This is a genomic window from Tatumella sp. UBA2305 (genome assembly GCF_002345795.1).
Lineage (GTDB): Bacteria > Pseudomonadota > Gammaproteobacteria > Enterobacterales > Enterobacteriaceae > Tatumella > Tatumella morbirosei.
Genome location: NZ_DDVT01000011.1, coordinates 44,778 through 59,748, shown reverse-complemented (window position 1 = coordinate 59,748; position 14,971 = coordinate 44,778). Strand labels below are relative to the sequence as shown.

At 49.1% G+C, this 14,971-nt stretch carries 10 protein-coding genes; 7 read left to right on the top strand and 3 right to left on the bottom strand.

Annotated features, from left to right (window positions below):
- The first annotated feature begins 20 nt into the window (after nucleotides 1-20).
- From cmoM to B3Z23_RS04480, 7 genes are all read left to right on the top strand, one after another.
- On the top strand, nucleotides 21-806 hold the full coding sequence (cmoM, locus tag B3Z23_RS04510) for a tRNA uridine 5-oxyacetic acid(34) methyltransferase CmoM (RefSeq protein WP_294901980.1): 786 nt from the start codon (nucleotides 21-23) through the stop codon (nucleotides 804-806).
- Nucleotides 803-2,125 carry a chromosome partition protein MukF gene (gene mukF / locus B3Z23_RS04505; protein ID WP_294901978.1) on the top strand — a complete coding sequence of 441 codons (1,323 nt, stop codon included), beginning with the start codon at nucleotides 803-805 and terminating at the stop codon, nucleotides 2,123-2,125. The genes cmoM and mukF overlap by 4 nt, the downstream gene beginning before the upstream one ends.
- Entirely contained in the window at nucleotides 2,106-2,831 is a 726-nt protein-coding gene (mukE, locus tag B3Z23_RS04500) for a chromosome partition protein MukE (RefSeq protein WP_038019840.1), read from the top strand. Before mukF ends, mukE begins: the two co-directional genes overlap by 20 nt.
- The gene (mukB, locus tag B3Z23_RS04495) at nucleotides 2,828-7,282 is read left to right on the top strand and encodes a chromosome partition protein MukB (RefSeq protein ID WP_294901975.1); all 4,455 of its coding nucleotides are present in this window, start codon (nucleotides 2,828-2,830) and stop codon (nucleotides 7,280-7,282) included. The genes mukE and mukB overlap by 4 nt, the downstream gene beginning before the upstream one ends.
- A 159-nt stretch (nucleotides 7,283-7,441) precedes the next feature.
- Nucleotides 7,442-9,286 carry a L,D-transpeptidase gene (gene ldtD / locus B3Z23_RS04490; RefSeq protein ID WP_294901973.1) on the top strand — a complete coding sequence of 615 codons (1,845 nt, stop codon included), beginning with the start codon at nucleotides 7,442-7,444 and terminating at the stop codon, nucleotides 9,284-9,286.
- Between the two features lie 173 nt (nucleotides 9,287-9,459).
- Nucleotides 9,460-10,011 (top strand): YcbK family protein, encoded by a 552-nt coding sequence (locus B3Z23_RS04485; RefSeq protein ID WP_294901971.1) that lies wholly within the window; start codon nucleotides 9,460-9,462, stop codon nucleotides 10,009-10,011.
- A 36-nt stretch (nucleotides 10,012-10,047) separates the two neighbouring features.
- A complete protein-coding gene (locus B3Z23_RS04480) occupies nucleotides 10,048-10,677 on the top strand; it encodes an MBL fold metallo-hydrolase (protein ID WP_294902566.1) in 630 nt (209 codons plus the stop codon).
- Nucleotides 10,678-10,731: 54 nt separating this feature from the next.
- On the opposite strand, the gene B3Z23_RS04475 is transcribed toward B3Z23_RS04480, so the two are convergent.
- The 3 genes from B3Z23_RS04475 to asnS form a co-directional block, all read right to left on the bottom strand.
- Nucleotides 10,732-11,922 carry an amino acid aminotransferase gene (locus tag B3Z23_RS04475; RefSeq protein ID WP_294901968.1) on the bottom strand — a complete coding sequence of 397 codons (1,191 nt, stop codon included), beginning with the start codon at nucleotides 11,920-11,922 and terminating at the stop codon, nucleotides 10,732-10,734.
- A gap of 244 nt (nucleotides 11,923-12,166) precedes the next feature.
- Nucleotides 12,167-13,249, bottom strand: coding sequence for a porin OmpF (gene ompF, locus B3Z23_RS04470; RefSeq protein WP_294901966.1), 1,083 nt, complete (start codon nucleotides 13,247-13,249; stop codon nucleotides 12,167-12,169).
- A gap of 297 nt (nucleotides 13,250-13,546) precedes the next feature.
- Nucleotides 13,547-14,947 carry an asparagine--tRNA ligase gene (gene asnS, locus B3Z23_RS04465; protein ID WP_294901964.1) on the bottom strand — a complete coding sequence of 467 codons (1,401 nt, stop codon included), beginning with the start codon at nucleotides 14,945-14,947 and terminating at the stop codon, nucleotides 13,547-13,549.
- Between the last annotated feature and the right edge of the window lie 24 nt (nucleotides 14,948-14,971).

The window sequence follows — 14,971 nt, the reverse complement described above, 5'->3', positions numbered from 1 at the left end:
CACCCGTCCGGAGCTTTAGCATGAAGGATCGTAATTTTGATGATCTTGCTGAGAAATTTACTCAAAATATTTACGGTACCGCAAAAGGTCAAATCCGTCAGGCAATTCTCTGGGATGAACTGGATGTTATATTAGCGAATCTTCCGCAGCGAGTTTTATCGGTGGTAGATGCCGGCGGAGGTATTGGGCAAATTTCCAGCAAGCTGGCACTACAGGGACACAATGTCCTGCTAGGTGATGTTTCAGGGGAAATGCTCAGGCGAGCCGAACAACATGCCAGGCAATTGGGTGCTGACCAAAATATGGTTTTTAAACAAATGCGGGCTCAGGATATCGCTGACCATTTGGTTCAGCCCGCGGATCTGGTATTGTTCCATGCTGTGCTGGAATGGATCGCGGAACCTGAACTGACGCTAAAGGCACTATATGACGCGTTAACCCCCGGAGGGATTTTGTCGCTTATGTTTTATAATCTTCATGGATTGACGATGCAGAATCTGACACTGGGTAATTTTGGTTATCTGCGGGCAGATATGAAGAAGCGCAAGAAGAAGACGTTGTCGCCGGATTATCCCCGCGATCCACAGCAAGTCTACCGTTGGCTGGCTGACTGCGGATTTACTATTGAACAGCGGGCAGGGATCCGGGTGTTCAGCGATTTTATTCGTGATATGCCCCCAAGTGCTAATGGCTTTGATGGGATCCTGGAAATGGAGAGGCGCTTCTGCCGTCAGGAACCTTTTCTGAGTCTGGGCCGATATATTCATGTCACCGCGCGTAAACCTCTGCAAAAGGATCAATTATGAGTGATTTCTCCCAGACGATCCCGGAGTTGGTTTCCTGGGCCCGTACCAGCGATTTTTCTATATCGCTGCCGACGGAGCGTCTGGCTTTCCTGCTGGCGATCGCAACTCTGAATGGCGAAAGGATGGATGGTGAACTCAGTGAAGGTGAACTGATCGATGGTTTCCGTCACGTCAGCAAAGCCTTTGAACAAACCAGTGAAACCGTCCAGGCCAGAGCGAATAACGCCATTAATGATATGGTAAAACAGCGATTACTCAATCGTTTTACCAGCGAACAGGCGGATGGCCATGCGATCTACCGTCTGACCCCGTTAGGGATTGGAATTACTGATTATTATATTCGTCAGCGTGAGTTTTCGACGCTGCGTCTGTCTATGCAATTGTCAATTGTGGCAAATGAGCTGAAACGAGCGGCCGATGCCGCAGAAGAAAATGGTGACGAATTTCACTGGCATCGCAACGTGTTCGCCCCCCTTAAATATTCGGTAGCAGAAATTTTCGACAGCATTGATTTGACACAGCGTAGTATGGATGAGCAGCAGCAGGGTGTTAAAGACGATATCGCAGCGTTGCTGAATAAAGACTGGCGAGCGGCGATTTCCAGCTGTGAATTATTACTCTCCGAGACTTCCGGTACGCTGCGTGAACTGCAGGATACCCTGGAAGCGGCCGGTGATAAATTGCAGGCCAGTCTGATGCGTATTCAGGATGCGACACTTAACAGCCCTGATTTAGGGTTTGTCGATAAGCTGGTGTTTGATTTACAGAGTAAATTAGACAGGATCACCAGCTGGGGCCAACAAGCAATAGATCTGTGGATTGGCTATGACCGGCATGTGCATAAGTTCATTCGTACCGCTATCGATATGGACAAAAACCGGGTTTTTGCCCAGCGTTTACGCCAGTCAGTTCAGAATTATTTTCAGTCTCCATGGGCTTTGACCTATGCAAATGCTGACCGCCTGTTTGATACCCGTGAAGATGAACTAACCTTGCGTAATGAAGAGGTCACGGGCGAATTACCGGCCGAGCTGGAATTTGAAGAATTTAATGAAATCAGAGAACAACTGGCAGCAATGATTGAAGAAGCATTGCGTGTCTACAAACAGCAATCCATCCCACTGAATCTGGCCGATGTGATGAAAGAATATCTGTCCCAGTATCCGCGGGCGCGGCATTTCGATTTAGCGCGTATCGTTATCGATCAGGCAGTACGGTTAGGCGTTTCCGAGGCTGACTTAGCAGGGCTGCCTGCCGGGTGGCAAATTATAAATGATTACGGAGCCAAGGTGCAGGCACATGTCATCGACAAATATTGAACAAGTGATGCCGGTTAAACTGGCACAGGCACTGGCTAACCCGATTTTTCCGGCGCTGGATAGTCAGCTTAGAGCAGGCCGGCATATTGGTTTTGAAGAATTAGACAATCATGCCTTTTTAATGGACTTTCAGGGTGAACTCGAAGAATTCTATTCCCGTTACCATGTGGAATTGATCCGTGCTCCGGAAGGATTCTTTTACCTGCGACCGCGTTCTACCACGTTGATTTCACGCTCTGTGATGTCTGAACTGGATATGATGGTTGGTAAAATCCTTTGTTATCTCTACCTCAGCCCCGAACGGCTGGCCAACGAAGGCATCTTTACCCAGCAGGAACTGTACGACGAGCTATTGTCTCTGGCTGATGAGTCGAAACTGTTGCGCTTTGTTAATCAGCGTTCTACCGGTTCTGATTTTGACCGTGCAAAATTACAGGAAAAGGTGCGTGCTTCACTCAACCGCTTGCGCCGACTGGGTATGGTCTGGTTTATGGGCAATGACAACAGTAAGTTCCGGATCATGGAGTCAGTGTTCCGTTTCGGTGCTGAAGTCCGCAGTGGTGACGAACCACGTGAAGCGCAGTTACGTTTAATTCGTGACGGAGAAGGTGTTTCTCTGGAATCGCAGGATAAAGCCAGCCAGACAGAAGCAGAAAATGAGATCAGTGATGATGCCGCTGACCGCGGGGAGGATGACGAGGAATGATTGAACGTGGAAAGTTTCGATCGCTGACATTGATTAACTGGAACGGTTTTTTTGCCCGGACCTTTGATCTTGACGATATGGTGACCACGCTGTCCGGAGGAAATGGCGCCGGTAAATCCACCACCATGGCCGCCTTTATTACCGCCTTAATTCCTGATCTGACATTACTGCATTTCAGAAATACCACTGAAGCGGGGGCTACCAGTGGTTCTCGTGATAAGGGGCTACACGGTAAACTCCGTGCCGGTGTGTGTTACGCGGTACTGGATGTTGTTAATTCCCGCGGACAGCGCTCTGTGGTGGGAGTGCGTTTACAGCAAATCTCAGGGCGTGATAAGAAAGTCGATATTAAAGCGTTTAGTGTCCATGACTTACCTGAGTCAATTGCCCCGACAGAATTACTGACGGAAATCGTTAACAGTCGCCAGGCGAAGGTCCTGCCGCTTAATGATGTGAAAGAACGACTGGACGCCGAGGAAGGTGTCACTTTCCGTCAGTATAACTCTGTTACTGACTATCACAGTATGATGTTTGAGCAGGGAATCGTTGCCCGTCGACTTCGTACCCAGGGGGATCGCAGCAAATATTACCGTCTTATTGAAGCCTCGTTATATGGTGGGATTTCCAGTGCGATAACCCGCTCACTGCGTGATTACCTGTTGCCTGAAAACGGTGGCGTTCGTAAAGCATTCCAGGATATGGAAGCGGCTCTGCGTGAGAATCGCATGACCCTGGAAGCTATTCGTGTCACTCAGTCAGACCGTAACCTGTTTAAGCACCTGATCACTGAGGCGACTGATTATGTCGCTGCGGATTACATGCGTCATGCCAATGAACGCCGTATTCATCTGGATGGTGCGCTGTTACTGAGAAATGAACTCTTTACCGGGCGTAAAGAGTTAGCCAGTGGACAATACCGGCATGTTGAAATGGCACGGGAGTTGTCAGAGCATTCGGCCGCAGAAGGGTCTCTGGAAGCAGATTACCAGGCCGCCAGTGATCATCTGAACCTGGTGCAGACTGCCGTGCGTCAGCAGGAAAAAATTGAGCGTTATGAAAGTGAACTTGATGAACTGACCTACCGGCTCGAAGAACAAAATGAAGTCGTGGCGGAAGCTGAAGAGATCTTCGAGGATAACCAGCAACGAGCGGAAGCTGCTGAGCTCGAAGTTGATGAGCTGAAGAGTCAACTGGCTGATTTCCAGCAGGCACTGGATGTTCAGCAGACGCGTGCTATTCAATATCAGCAGGCCGTTCAGGCGTTACAGCGTGCCCGGGAACTTTGTCAGATTCCTGACCTGACACTGGACAGTGCCGAAGAGTGGCAGGAACGCTTCAGTGCCCGTGAGGAAGAGGCCACCAGCCTTTTACTGTCGCTTGAACAAAAGCTGAGTGTGGCAGAAGCAGCTCACAGCCAGTTTGAACAGGCACTTGAACTGGTCACCCAAATTTCGGGCCCGGTCAGCCGTCACGATGCATGGCAGACCGGACGTGAAATTGTTCGCGAAGCTGCAACCCAACGGCATTACGCCGATCAGCTCTCTTCACTGCGTCTGCGTCTGGCAGAACTCGAACAGCGGTTACGTGAGCAAAATGAGGCCGATCGTTTGCTGGCCGAATTCTGTAAAAGCCAGGGGCAGCAGTATGATGCAGATGCGTTGGAAGGCTTGCATCGTGAACTGGAAGCTCAGATTGAAGCGTTATCTGAAACCGTGGCTAATGCAGGCGAGCAGCGGTTATCTCTGCGCCAGACGCTGAGTCAGATACGTGACAAAATAACCTCCCTGACCAGTAAAGCACCACACTGGCTGGCAGCACAGGAAATACTGACTCAGTTAAGCGAACAAACCGGCCAGGCATTAACCAATAGTCAGCAGGTGACGGGTTACATGCAACAACTGCTGGAACGTGAGCGCGAAACAACGGTGGAACGTGATGCTGTTGCCGCGAAGAAACGTGAAACAGAGCAACAGATTGAACGCCTCAGTCAGCCGGGGGGGGCTGAAGATGCCCGACTCAACCAGTTGGCAGAGAAGTTTGGTGGAGTTTTATTATCTGAAATCTATGATGATGTTACTCTGGATGATGCTCCGTATTTCTCGGCGTTATACGGGCCATCGCGCCATGCCATCGTCGTCCCTGATTTATCCCTGATTCAGGAGCAACTTTCCGGGCTGGAAGACTGTCCGGAAGACCTCTACCTGATTGAAGGGGATCCGCAGTCATTTGATGACAGTGTGTTCAGTGTTGATGAGCTGGAAGGCGCGGTCATTGTTAAGGTGGCTGATCGCCAGTGGCGTTATTCCCGGTTCCCTAAAGTGCCTCTGTTCGGCAGAGCTGCCAGAGAAAATCAACTGGAATTACTGCATAACGAACGTGAAAAACTGGCCGAAACTTATGCCACATTATCGTTCGATGTTCAGAAAACTCAGAGGTTGCATCAATCTTTCAGTCGTTTTATCGGCAGTCATCTTGCCATTGCATTTGAGCAGGATCCCGAGGAACAAATTCGTCAACTGAACAGCCAGCGAATTGATATTGAACGCTCTCTGAGTCAGCATGAAAATGAGACTGTTCAGCAGCGTCAGCAGTATGAAGCGGCAAAAGAAGGGGTTTCCCGATTAAACCGGTTACTGCCACGGGTGAGTCTGTTACAGGATGAAACACTGGCAGATCGTTGTGAAGAAATCCGTGAACAGGTAGAGGAAGCACAGGAAGCTTCCCGCTATCTGCACCAGCATGGAAGTAAAATCACAAAACTTGAGACTCTGTTACCGGTACTACAGAACGATCCTCAACAGCATGCACAGCTACAGGCTGATTATCAGACAGCGCAACAGAAGCAGCGTGAGTATCGCCAGCAGTCGTTTGCACTCACTGAAGTTCTGCAACGCCGGGCTCATTTCAGTTATGCCGACTCAGGCAGTATGCTGGATGGCAACAGTGATCTCAGTAATAAATTACGCAAGCAGCTGGAACAGGCAGAAGGAGAGCGTGCGCAGGCCAGAGAGAAACTCAGGGAGCATCAGTCGATGCTGACTCAGTATTCCCGTGTGCTGGCTTCGCTCAAAAGCTCGTACGATGCCAAAAAAGATATGCTTCGCGAATTACATCAGGAGATGCAGGATATCGGTGTGGCTGCAGATACCAGTGCAGAAGAACGCTCCCGATTGCGTCGCGATGAATTATACAATCAGTTAAGTCATAACAGGGCTCGCCGTAATCAGCTGGAAAAACAGATCACATTCTGTGAGGCCGAAATGGATGCCCTGCAGAAACGCTTGCGTAAACTGGAACGGGATTATGCGCAGAACCGTGAACAGGTGGTCCGGGCCAAGGCTGGCTGGTGTACTGTTATGCGGTTGGTTAAAGACAACGGTATTGAACGTCGCCTGCATCGTCGTGAACTGGCCTATCTGAGTGGCGATGAGCTGCGCTCCATGTCGGATAAAGCACTCGGTGCATTACGGCTGGCGGTTGCAGATAATGAACATCTGCGCGATGTACTGCGGTTATCTGAAGATCCAAAATATCCGGAACGTAAGATTCGCTTCTTTATTGCGGTCTATCAACACCTTCGTGAACGTATTCGCCAGGATATCATCCGTACAGATGATCCGGTTGAGGCGATAGAACAGATGGAAATCGAGCTGAATCGTCTGACAGAAGAGCTGACTGCCCGTGAGCAAAATCTGGCAATCAGTTCACGCAGTGCTGCAAATATTATCCGTAAGACCATTCAGCGTGAACAGAACCGTATTCGCCAGCTAAACCAGGGGTTGCAGGCCGTGAGTTTTGGACAGGTCAACAGCGTTCGACTGAACGTAAATGTCCGTGAGGCCCATTCAGTGTTACTGGAAACCCTGGCCAGTGATCACGAGCAGCACCAGGATCTGTTTAACAGCCAGCGTCTGACTTTTTCTGAAGCATTGGCGAAACTTTATCAGCGTCTTAACCCGCAGATCGATCTCGGACAGCGTACACCGCAAGTGATTGGTGAGGAGTTGCTGGATTACCGTAATTATCTGGAAATGGAAGTGGAAGTTAACCGGGGTTCTGATGGCTGGTTACGGGCAGAGAGTGGGGCATTGTCTACCGGTGAAGCTATTGGTACCGGGATGTCAATTCTGGTGATGGTTGTTCAGAGCTGGGAAGAAGAGTCTCGTCGTTTGCGCGGCAAAGATATTTCTCCTTGCCGGTTACTGTTCCTGGATGAAGCCGCTCGCCTGGATGGTCGTTCTATTGCGACGTTATTTGAGCTTTGCGAACGTCTGGATATGCAGCTGGTGATTGCGGCTCCGGAAAATATTAGCCCGGAAAAAGGCACCACGTATAAACTGGTGCGTAAAGTCATCAATAATACCGAACATGTTCATGTGGTAGGCTTAAGGGGATTCGGTCCGGAACCCTCCGCTGCTACGCCTCCGGCCGGTGAAATGACACAGAGTTAACTGACAGTTATACAGTGAAGTGAATCCGGAAATTAATTAACATAAACGGCATTTGTTTTTCAGCAGATGCCGTTTTATTGTTTAAACTTAATATGATAGTGCGAAAATACTAAGACTGGACTACTGTTGTTGCTTACGGTGAGACATAAGGGGTCAGGGATGTTGAAAAATGGTCATAAATTCAGACCGATAGTATTACTCTGCGGGCTGTCATTAACATTGATGCCGGGTTCATCGCTTTGGGCAGCTCAGGGGACGACCGGGACTGAAATTCATCATCAGCCAGCAAATCCTCACACGTCGGTAGAAAGCTTTAGTGCGATCATCGGTTCTCTGCCCGGTGGGATTCATCCTTACTACTTATCTGAACTGGCGGCGCTGTATCATGCACGGCATCTGCAGCCAATGTGGCAGGATCAGCAGGCCGTTGAAAGATTCCAGCAGCAGTTGGCGGAAGTTGCACTTTCTGGTGTACAACCGCAGTTCGGGCAATGGATCAGCTGGCTTTCCCGCAGTGATATTACCGGGATGCAGAGAGACCTTATTTTATCTGATGCAATGCTCGGTTATTTGCAGTTCGTTGCCGAAGCCCCGATAAAAGGGGAAAGCTGGTTGTATGGCAATACGCCTTATGCGCTGGCAATGCCGCCATCAGGGCAGATATCGTTATGGCAGAGTGCAGTGAACAGTCACCGTGATGCGGCGTTTGTGAACGGATTAGCTCCACAACACCCACAATATCTGCCAATGCAGGATGCATTAAAAAAATTACTGGCTGATCACGAGGTCTGGCCTCATATGAATGGTCGTGGATCGGTCAGGCCCGGCGACAGTAGCCCGGAGATCCCGGTTCTGCGCGATATCCTGACCCGGAGTGGTATGCTGAGTGAAAACGCTATACCCTCCGGGAGTACACCGGCGCCCGCCACTCATCCGGTGGTTATCTCACCTGCATCCGCCAGTACTTCATCTTTACAATCTGCCCCGGCAGTTCAGCAGAGCAGTTTAGTCACCGACAGCAATAGCGGTACTGCGCCTCTGGCAGATCAGGGAACCGTACCTGTAACACCTTCTGCTACACCGGTTGATCCACAAACGGTCTACAGTCCGGAACTGGTTGATGCTGTCAAACGGTTTCAGCAGTGGCAAGGGCTGGCACCGGATGGTGTCATCGGACCACGTACCCGTGAATGGTTAAATGTGACACCGCGCATGCGTGCCGGATTACTGGCCCTGAATATGCAACGCCTGCGTCTGTTACCCGACGATATGCACAATGGTATTATGGTCAATATCCCCAACTTCTCGATGAGTTTCTATGAAGACGGGAAAACTATTCTGCGTTCCCGGGTGATTGTCGGGCGTCCTGACAGAAAGACTCCTCTGATGCGTAGTGCACTGAATAATGTGGTGCTTAATCCGCCATGGAATGTGCCCACCAGTCTGGTGAGGGAAGATATTGTCCCTAAAGCAAAAAGTGATCCTTCTTATCTGGAAAAGCATGGCTTCACACTGTTTTCCGGCTGGAGTGCGGATTCTGTTGCGGTCAATCCGGAAACGATTAACTGGGCAATGGTGAATCCGGCTACCTTCCCGTATCGTATCCGTCAGTCCCCGGGGCCGCAAAATGCGTTAGGACGGTATAAATTTAATATGCCAAGCTCCGATGCTATCTATCTGCATGACACCCCAAATCACATGTTATTCCAGCGGGATATTCGGGCCTTGAGTTCCGGCTGTGTCAGAATAAACAAGGCTTCGGAACTGGCGGGGCTGCTATTGCAAAATGTCGGCTGGGATGGCAGTCGGATTTCCGGGGCCCTGCAGCAGGGTGATACCCGTTTTGTGTCTATCCGCCACCGGATACCGGTGAATCTCTACTATCTGACCGCCTGGGTTGCTGATGATGGTAAACCTCAGTTCCGGACCGATATTTATAACTATGATAACCTGGCCCGTAACGGGCAGAGCAGTGTCGGTAATGCCGGTAAATTTATTCTCTGAAATCTGAGCTGAAACAGCCTCCACCATACTAAATTGTGATGATGGTGGCTGTTTCAGTTTTTTATTTCAGGGATTACGCATTTATTGCCTGTGAGTGGCTTGACGCATACGGCCCATCTGGTTATGGTTCGTTTGTCTGTTTTTTGTTCCATTGCCTCAGGTTATAGCTTTTCATGGATAAATTTGATTCCCAGCGCCGCAAACTGCTGCTGTTAGGCGGAGCCTCCGCCGGACTGGTCCTGTTACCGGGACTGGCAGAAGCTTCCGTATCCTCTTCACGTCCGCGCATTCTGACTCTCAATAACCTTAATACGGGAGAGTCACTGAAAACGGAATTTTTCAACGGAACCAGTTACAATAAAAGTGAACTGGCCCGTCTTAACCATTTCTTCCGTGATTATCGCGCGAATCAGGTCCGCTCCATCGATCCGCGGTTATTTGATCAGCTCTACCGTCTGCAGGTGATGTTGGGCACCCGAAAACCAGTTCAGCTTATTTCAGGTTATCGGTCACCGGCGACAAATAACCGGTTACGCGCGCATAGCAGTGGTGTTGCTAAACACAGCTATCACACACTGGGCCAGGCAATGGATTTCCATATTGAAGGTGTCCAACTGTCGAACATCCGGGCTGCAGCCCTAAAAATGCGTGCCGGCGGGGTGGGTTATTACCCTAAAAGTGATTTTATACATATTGATACCGGACCGGTACGCCACTGGTCATAATGTTATGTTTTATTTGAGGTTTATTCTTTGAGTCAATTGCACTATCAGCTTGTTACCGTGACTGCGTTTTCCCAGAATTGTTCGGTTATCTGGTGTGATGAAACGGGAGAGTCTGCAGTGGTGGACCCCGGAGGGAACGCAGAGGTTATTGTTCAGGCGCTGACGACTTTACAGCAAAAGCCTGAAAAAATTCTTCTGACCCACGGGCATCTTGATCATGTCGGTGCAGCAGCGGAGCTGGCCGCTCATTATCAGATTCCGGTGATTGGGCCTCATATCCGCGATAATTTTTTGTTGGATTCATTACCGGCACAGAGCCAAATGTTCGGTTTCCCCTACTGTGAAGCTTTAGTACCCGATCACTGGCTGACACCCGGAGAAACGGTTGCCGTGGGTAACCATACATTGGAAGTTTTCCATTGCCCGGGACATACCCCGGGGCATATTGTGTTTTTTGACCGTCAGGCCAGGCTACTGATTTCCGGAGACGTTCTCTTCCGAGGTGGTGTAGGGCGCTCAGACTTCCCACAGGGAGATCATCAGCAACTGATGGAGTCGATTGTCACAACGCTGTTACCTTTGGGGGATGATGTCACTTTCATTCCGGGTCACGGGCCGCTTTCTACCCTCGGAAGGGAGCGTATTTCGAATCCTTTCCTCACCTGAATAACGCAAAAAAAAGCCATCCTGAAGGATGGCTATTTTTAATAGTGGGGAGAATTACAGTACTGCAATAATCGATTCGCACAGCGTTGACATATTATCCGGGGTCATTCCGGCAATGTTGATTCTTCCAGAATCAACTGCATAAATGCCAAATTCACTCCTCAGCCGGTGTATCTGAGCAGTTGTCAGCCCGCTGTAAGAAAACATTCCGTTCTGCTTATTGATAAAGGTGAAATCCTGTTTTGCCCCTTTGTCGGTCAACGTATTCACAAACAACTGACGCATTCTCTGAATCCGCTGACGCATATCTGATAACTCCTGTTCCCAGACAGAGCGCAGATTGTCATCACTAAGAATGGTCGCCACAATTGCCGCACCGTGTGATGGAGGATTAGAGTAATTTGCGCGAATCGCAAATTTAATCTGGCTGAAAGCAGCGTTCGCCGCCGTATCATTTTCTGCAATCAGTGTGACAGCACCAACACGTTCATTGTACAGACCGAAGTTTTTCGAATAAGAACTACAGATCAGCATCTCTTTGTGTTTTTCTGCAAACAGACGCAGACCCGCGGCATCTTCGTCCAGCCCGTTCCCAAATCCCTGATAGGCGAAATCGAACAGAGGTAACCATCCACGCGACAGCGAAAGTTCAGCCAGTTGTTGCCACTGCTCTGGTGTCGGATCGATTCCGGTCGGGTTATGGCAGCAGCCGTGGAACAGAACGACATCACCGGCAGCGACCTGCTGTAAGGACTGCAACATGGCCGGAAAGTCCAGCTGATGATTTTCTGCATCGTAGTAACGATAGTTACAGACTTCCAGGCCACTGGCAGTGAAGATACTTTTATGATTAGGCCAGCTTGGATCACTGATCCAAACTCGTTTTACCGCAGTCTGCTGCACCAGAAAGTCGGCAGCCACTCTTAACGCGCCGGTACCACCGGGGGTCTGGGCTGTGCGTATCCGTCCGGACGCAAGCAGCGAGTTTTCTTTACCTAACAATAATTCCTGTGTGACGCGGGCGAAAACCGGATAACCATCAATGCTCAGATAATTTTTGGTGGTTTCGGTTTCAAGCAAATATTGTTCGGCTTTTTTCACACTGGTCAGTACTGCGGTTTTTGCTGTTTCATCTTTGTAAACGCCAATGCCGAGATTAATTTTATTTGGACGGTCATCGGCACGAAACAGATCAGCCAGGCCTAAAATAGGATCAGCAGGTGCAGCAGAAATTAATTCAAACATGAGTGAGACCCGATAATGAGTAGAGAAACGGTTAGCAATAGTTCAAGGGTATCCTGAGCTCAGCCAATTGCCAACAGTTGCAGGACAATTTTATCTGCCGGGGATCATTATTTTTGCAAATAGTGTCAGGGTTTACACTGAATGCAGAAATGTCCTGCTCTGTGCATAAATATCAGCGTAGCGGTCAGTCACAGGCAAAAAAAAGGGCCGTAAACGGCCCCGTGATAATTTCCGAAACAGAAACTTAGAACTGGTAAACCAGACCCACAGCAACGGTATCGTCGCTGGCAATACCCAGTTTGTTGTCTTTATCCAGTTGGTTGATTTTGTAATCAACATAGGTAGACATGTTTTTGTTGAAGTAGTAGGTTGCTGCAACGTCAACATATTTAACGATATCTACGTCACCCACTCCGTTTTCAACATCTTTAGCTTTGGTCTGTACGTAGCCCAGAGATGGACGCAGACCGAAGTCAAACTGGTACTGTGCAACGATTTCGATGTCCTGAGTTTTATTAGCAAAACCACTGACTGTACCGCCATTGTAGGTACCAGAGATTGGAGATGCATTCTGGCCTTCAGCATAGGTTGCAGCCAGGTAAACGTTGTTCGCATCATATTTCAGGCCAGCAGCCCAAACCTGTGCACGATCGCCTTTACCGTAGGTCGCTGATTTCTGCCCTGTAGTACGATCCTGAGAAGCAAATGAACCGGTCACACCCACACCGATTGGAGAAGTATAGCTGGTAGAAATACCGTAGCCGTCGCCATTAGCAATCTGGTCATCACTGCGGTCATTTTTGCCCTGGTACTGAACAGCGAAGTTCCATCCGTCAACCAGACCGAAGAAATTAGTGTTACGGTAAGTAGCCACACCAGTAGTACGGCCAGTCATAGTATCAGATACCGCATAGTCATCACCAAATACAGGGATCATATCGGTCCAGCCCAGGACGTCATAGGTGATACCGTAGTTACGACCGTAATCGATAGAACCGTACTGACCAGCTTTCAGACCCGCGAAGCCCAGACGAGTTTTGTTACCGTCTTGTGCATCAGAACCTTCAGAATTGTTTGCCTGAACGTTATATTCCCACTGGCCGTAACCGGTCAGCCAGTCATTGATCTGGGTTTCACCTTTGAAACCAAAACGGATATAAGAGTCATCACCATCGCTTGAATCATCTTTAGAAAAAGCATGGCGTGCATCGACTTTACCGTACAGATCCAGCTTATTACCGTCTTTATTATAGATTTCTGCAGCATTTGCTGCGCCAGCGACGAGTAACGCCGGGATCACGACTGCCAGGATGTTGCGCTTCATCATTTATTACCCTCATTGGAGTTTATTGTAGACTACTGCCACTACCGTCAATAATTCTTTACGAGAACCAATTGCGAAGTTTCGTGTCTTTCTGTGTCAAAGGCATCTTTCCATTCATACGATGCCATTTCTAGCCCGAATATGCTACAAAAGTAGTGTTACAGTTTCATTGTGAAAAAATTTATTGCAAGATGTAAATAATACGGAACTTTGTGAGATGAATCAATATTTCAGAAAACAAAAAAGCCGGACGATGCCGGCTTAATTATCTATATGAATTTGTTATGCTTTAATTTCGAATTAGAAATTAGCATTCCTTGGTGTTCGTGGGAATGGGATAACGTCTCTTACATTCTGTACGCCAGTGACATAAGCGATTAAACGTTCGAAACCCAGTCCAAAACCGGAGTGAGGTACAGTGCCGTAACGACGCAGGTCGCGGTACCACCAGTAATCTTCTTTATTCAGACCCATATCCGCCAGACGCGCATCAAACACATCGAGGCGTTCTTCACGCTGTGAACCACCGATGATCTCACCAATACCGGGTGCCAGTACGTCCATGGCGGCAACGGTTTTTCCGTCATCATTAAGGCGCATATAGAAGGCTTTGATGTCTTTTGGATAGTTTTTCACCACCACCGGAGCCTTGAAATGTTTTTCCGCCAGGAAACGTTCATGTTCAGAGGAGAGGTCAATCCCCCAGGAGACCGGGTTTTCGAAGGTATGACCGCTGTTTAACAGGATTTCAATCGCATCGGTGTAATCGACCTGGGCAAAATCGGCATCAATAAAGGTCTCCAGGCGAGTGATGGCTTCTTTATCTACGCGCTCAGCGAAGAACGCCATATCATCAGGACGTTCCGCCAGCACAGCTTTAAAGGCATACTTCAGCATGGCTTCTGCCAGCGCTGCGGCATCGTTCAGATCAGCAAAGGCGATTTCCGGCTCAATCATCCAGAACTCCGCCAGATGGCGACTGGTGTTTGAGTTTTCCGCACGGAAAGTCGGTCCAAAAGTGTAAATTTTGGACAGGGCGCTGGCGTAAGTTTCACCATTCAACTGCCCGGAAACGGTCAGGAATGACTCCTGACCAAAGAAATCCTCACTGAAATCAACCTTTCCCTGTTCGGTACGTGGCAGATTTTCCAGATCAAGCGTCGATACACGGAATAACTCGCCGGCGCCTTCAGTATCAGAGGCGGTAATTAACGGGGTAGATACCCAAAAATAGCCATTTTCATGGAAGAAACGGTGAATCGCCTGAGCAAGAGTATGACGAACACGGGCAACCGCACCAATCAGGTTAGTTCTCGGACGCAGGTGAGCTACTTCGCGCAGATATTCGATGCTGTGACGTTTGGCCGCCATTGGATAGCTGTCAGGATCTTCCACCCAGCCAGTGACTTCTACTTTAGTCGCGGCAATCTCATAGGCCTGGCCCTGGCCTGGCGATTCGACCACTTTCCCGGTGACAATGACGGAGCAGCCGGTGGTCAGGTGTAATACTTCATCCTGATAATTATTAAGAGAATTATTCACAACTGCCTGAACAGGATTAAAGCAGGAACCGTCATAAATGGCGATAAAAGAAAGACCGGCTTTGGAATCTCTACGGGTACGGACCCAGCCGCGTACTGTGACTTCACTGTCAACAGCAACCCGGCCTTGCAGTACGTCCACTACAGGCACTACGCTCATAATTATCTCTCTATTCAATAATGT

Coding starts and splice junctions, on each gene's coding strand:
- ldtD (WP_294901973.1), top strand. CDS start 7,442: ATGTTGAAAAATGGTCATAAATTCAGACCGATAGTATTACTCTGCGGG.
- asnS (WP_294901964.1), bottom strand. CDS start 14,947: ATGAGCGTAGTGCCTGTAGTGGACGTACTGCAAGGCCGGGTTGCTGTT.
- mukF (WP_294901978.1), top strand. CDS start 803: ATGAGTGATTTCTCCCAGACGATCCCGGAGTTGGTTTCCTGGGCCCGT.
- mukB (WP_294901975.1), top strand. CDS start 2,828: ATGATTGAACGTGGAAAGTTTCGATCGCTGACATTGATTAACTGGAAC.
- cmoM (WP_294901980.1), top strand. CDS start 21: ATGAAGGATCGTAATTTTGATGATCTTGCTGAGAAATTTACTCAAAAT.
- ompF (WP_294901966.1), bottom strand. CDS start 13,249: ATGATGAAGCGCAACATCCTGGCAGTCGTGATCCCGGCGTTACTCGTC.
- B3Z23_RS04485 (WP_294901971.1), top strand. CDS start 9,460: ATGGATAAATTTGATTCCCAGCGCCGCAAACTGCTGCTGTTAGGCGGA.
- mukE (WP_038019840.1), top strand. CDS start 2,106: ATGTCATCGACAAATATTGAACAAGTGATGCCGGTTAAACTGGCACAG.
- B3Z23_RS04475 (WP_294901968.1), bottom strand. CDS start 11,922: ATGTTTGAATTAATTTCTGCTGCACCTGCTGATCCTATTTTAGGCCTG.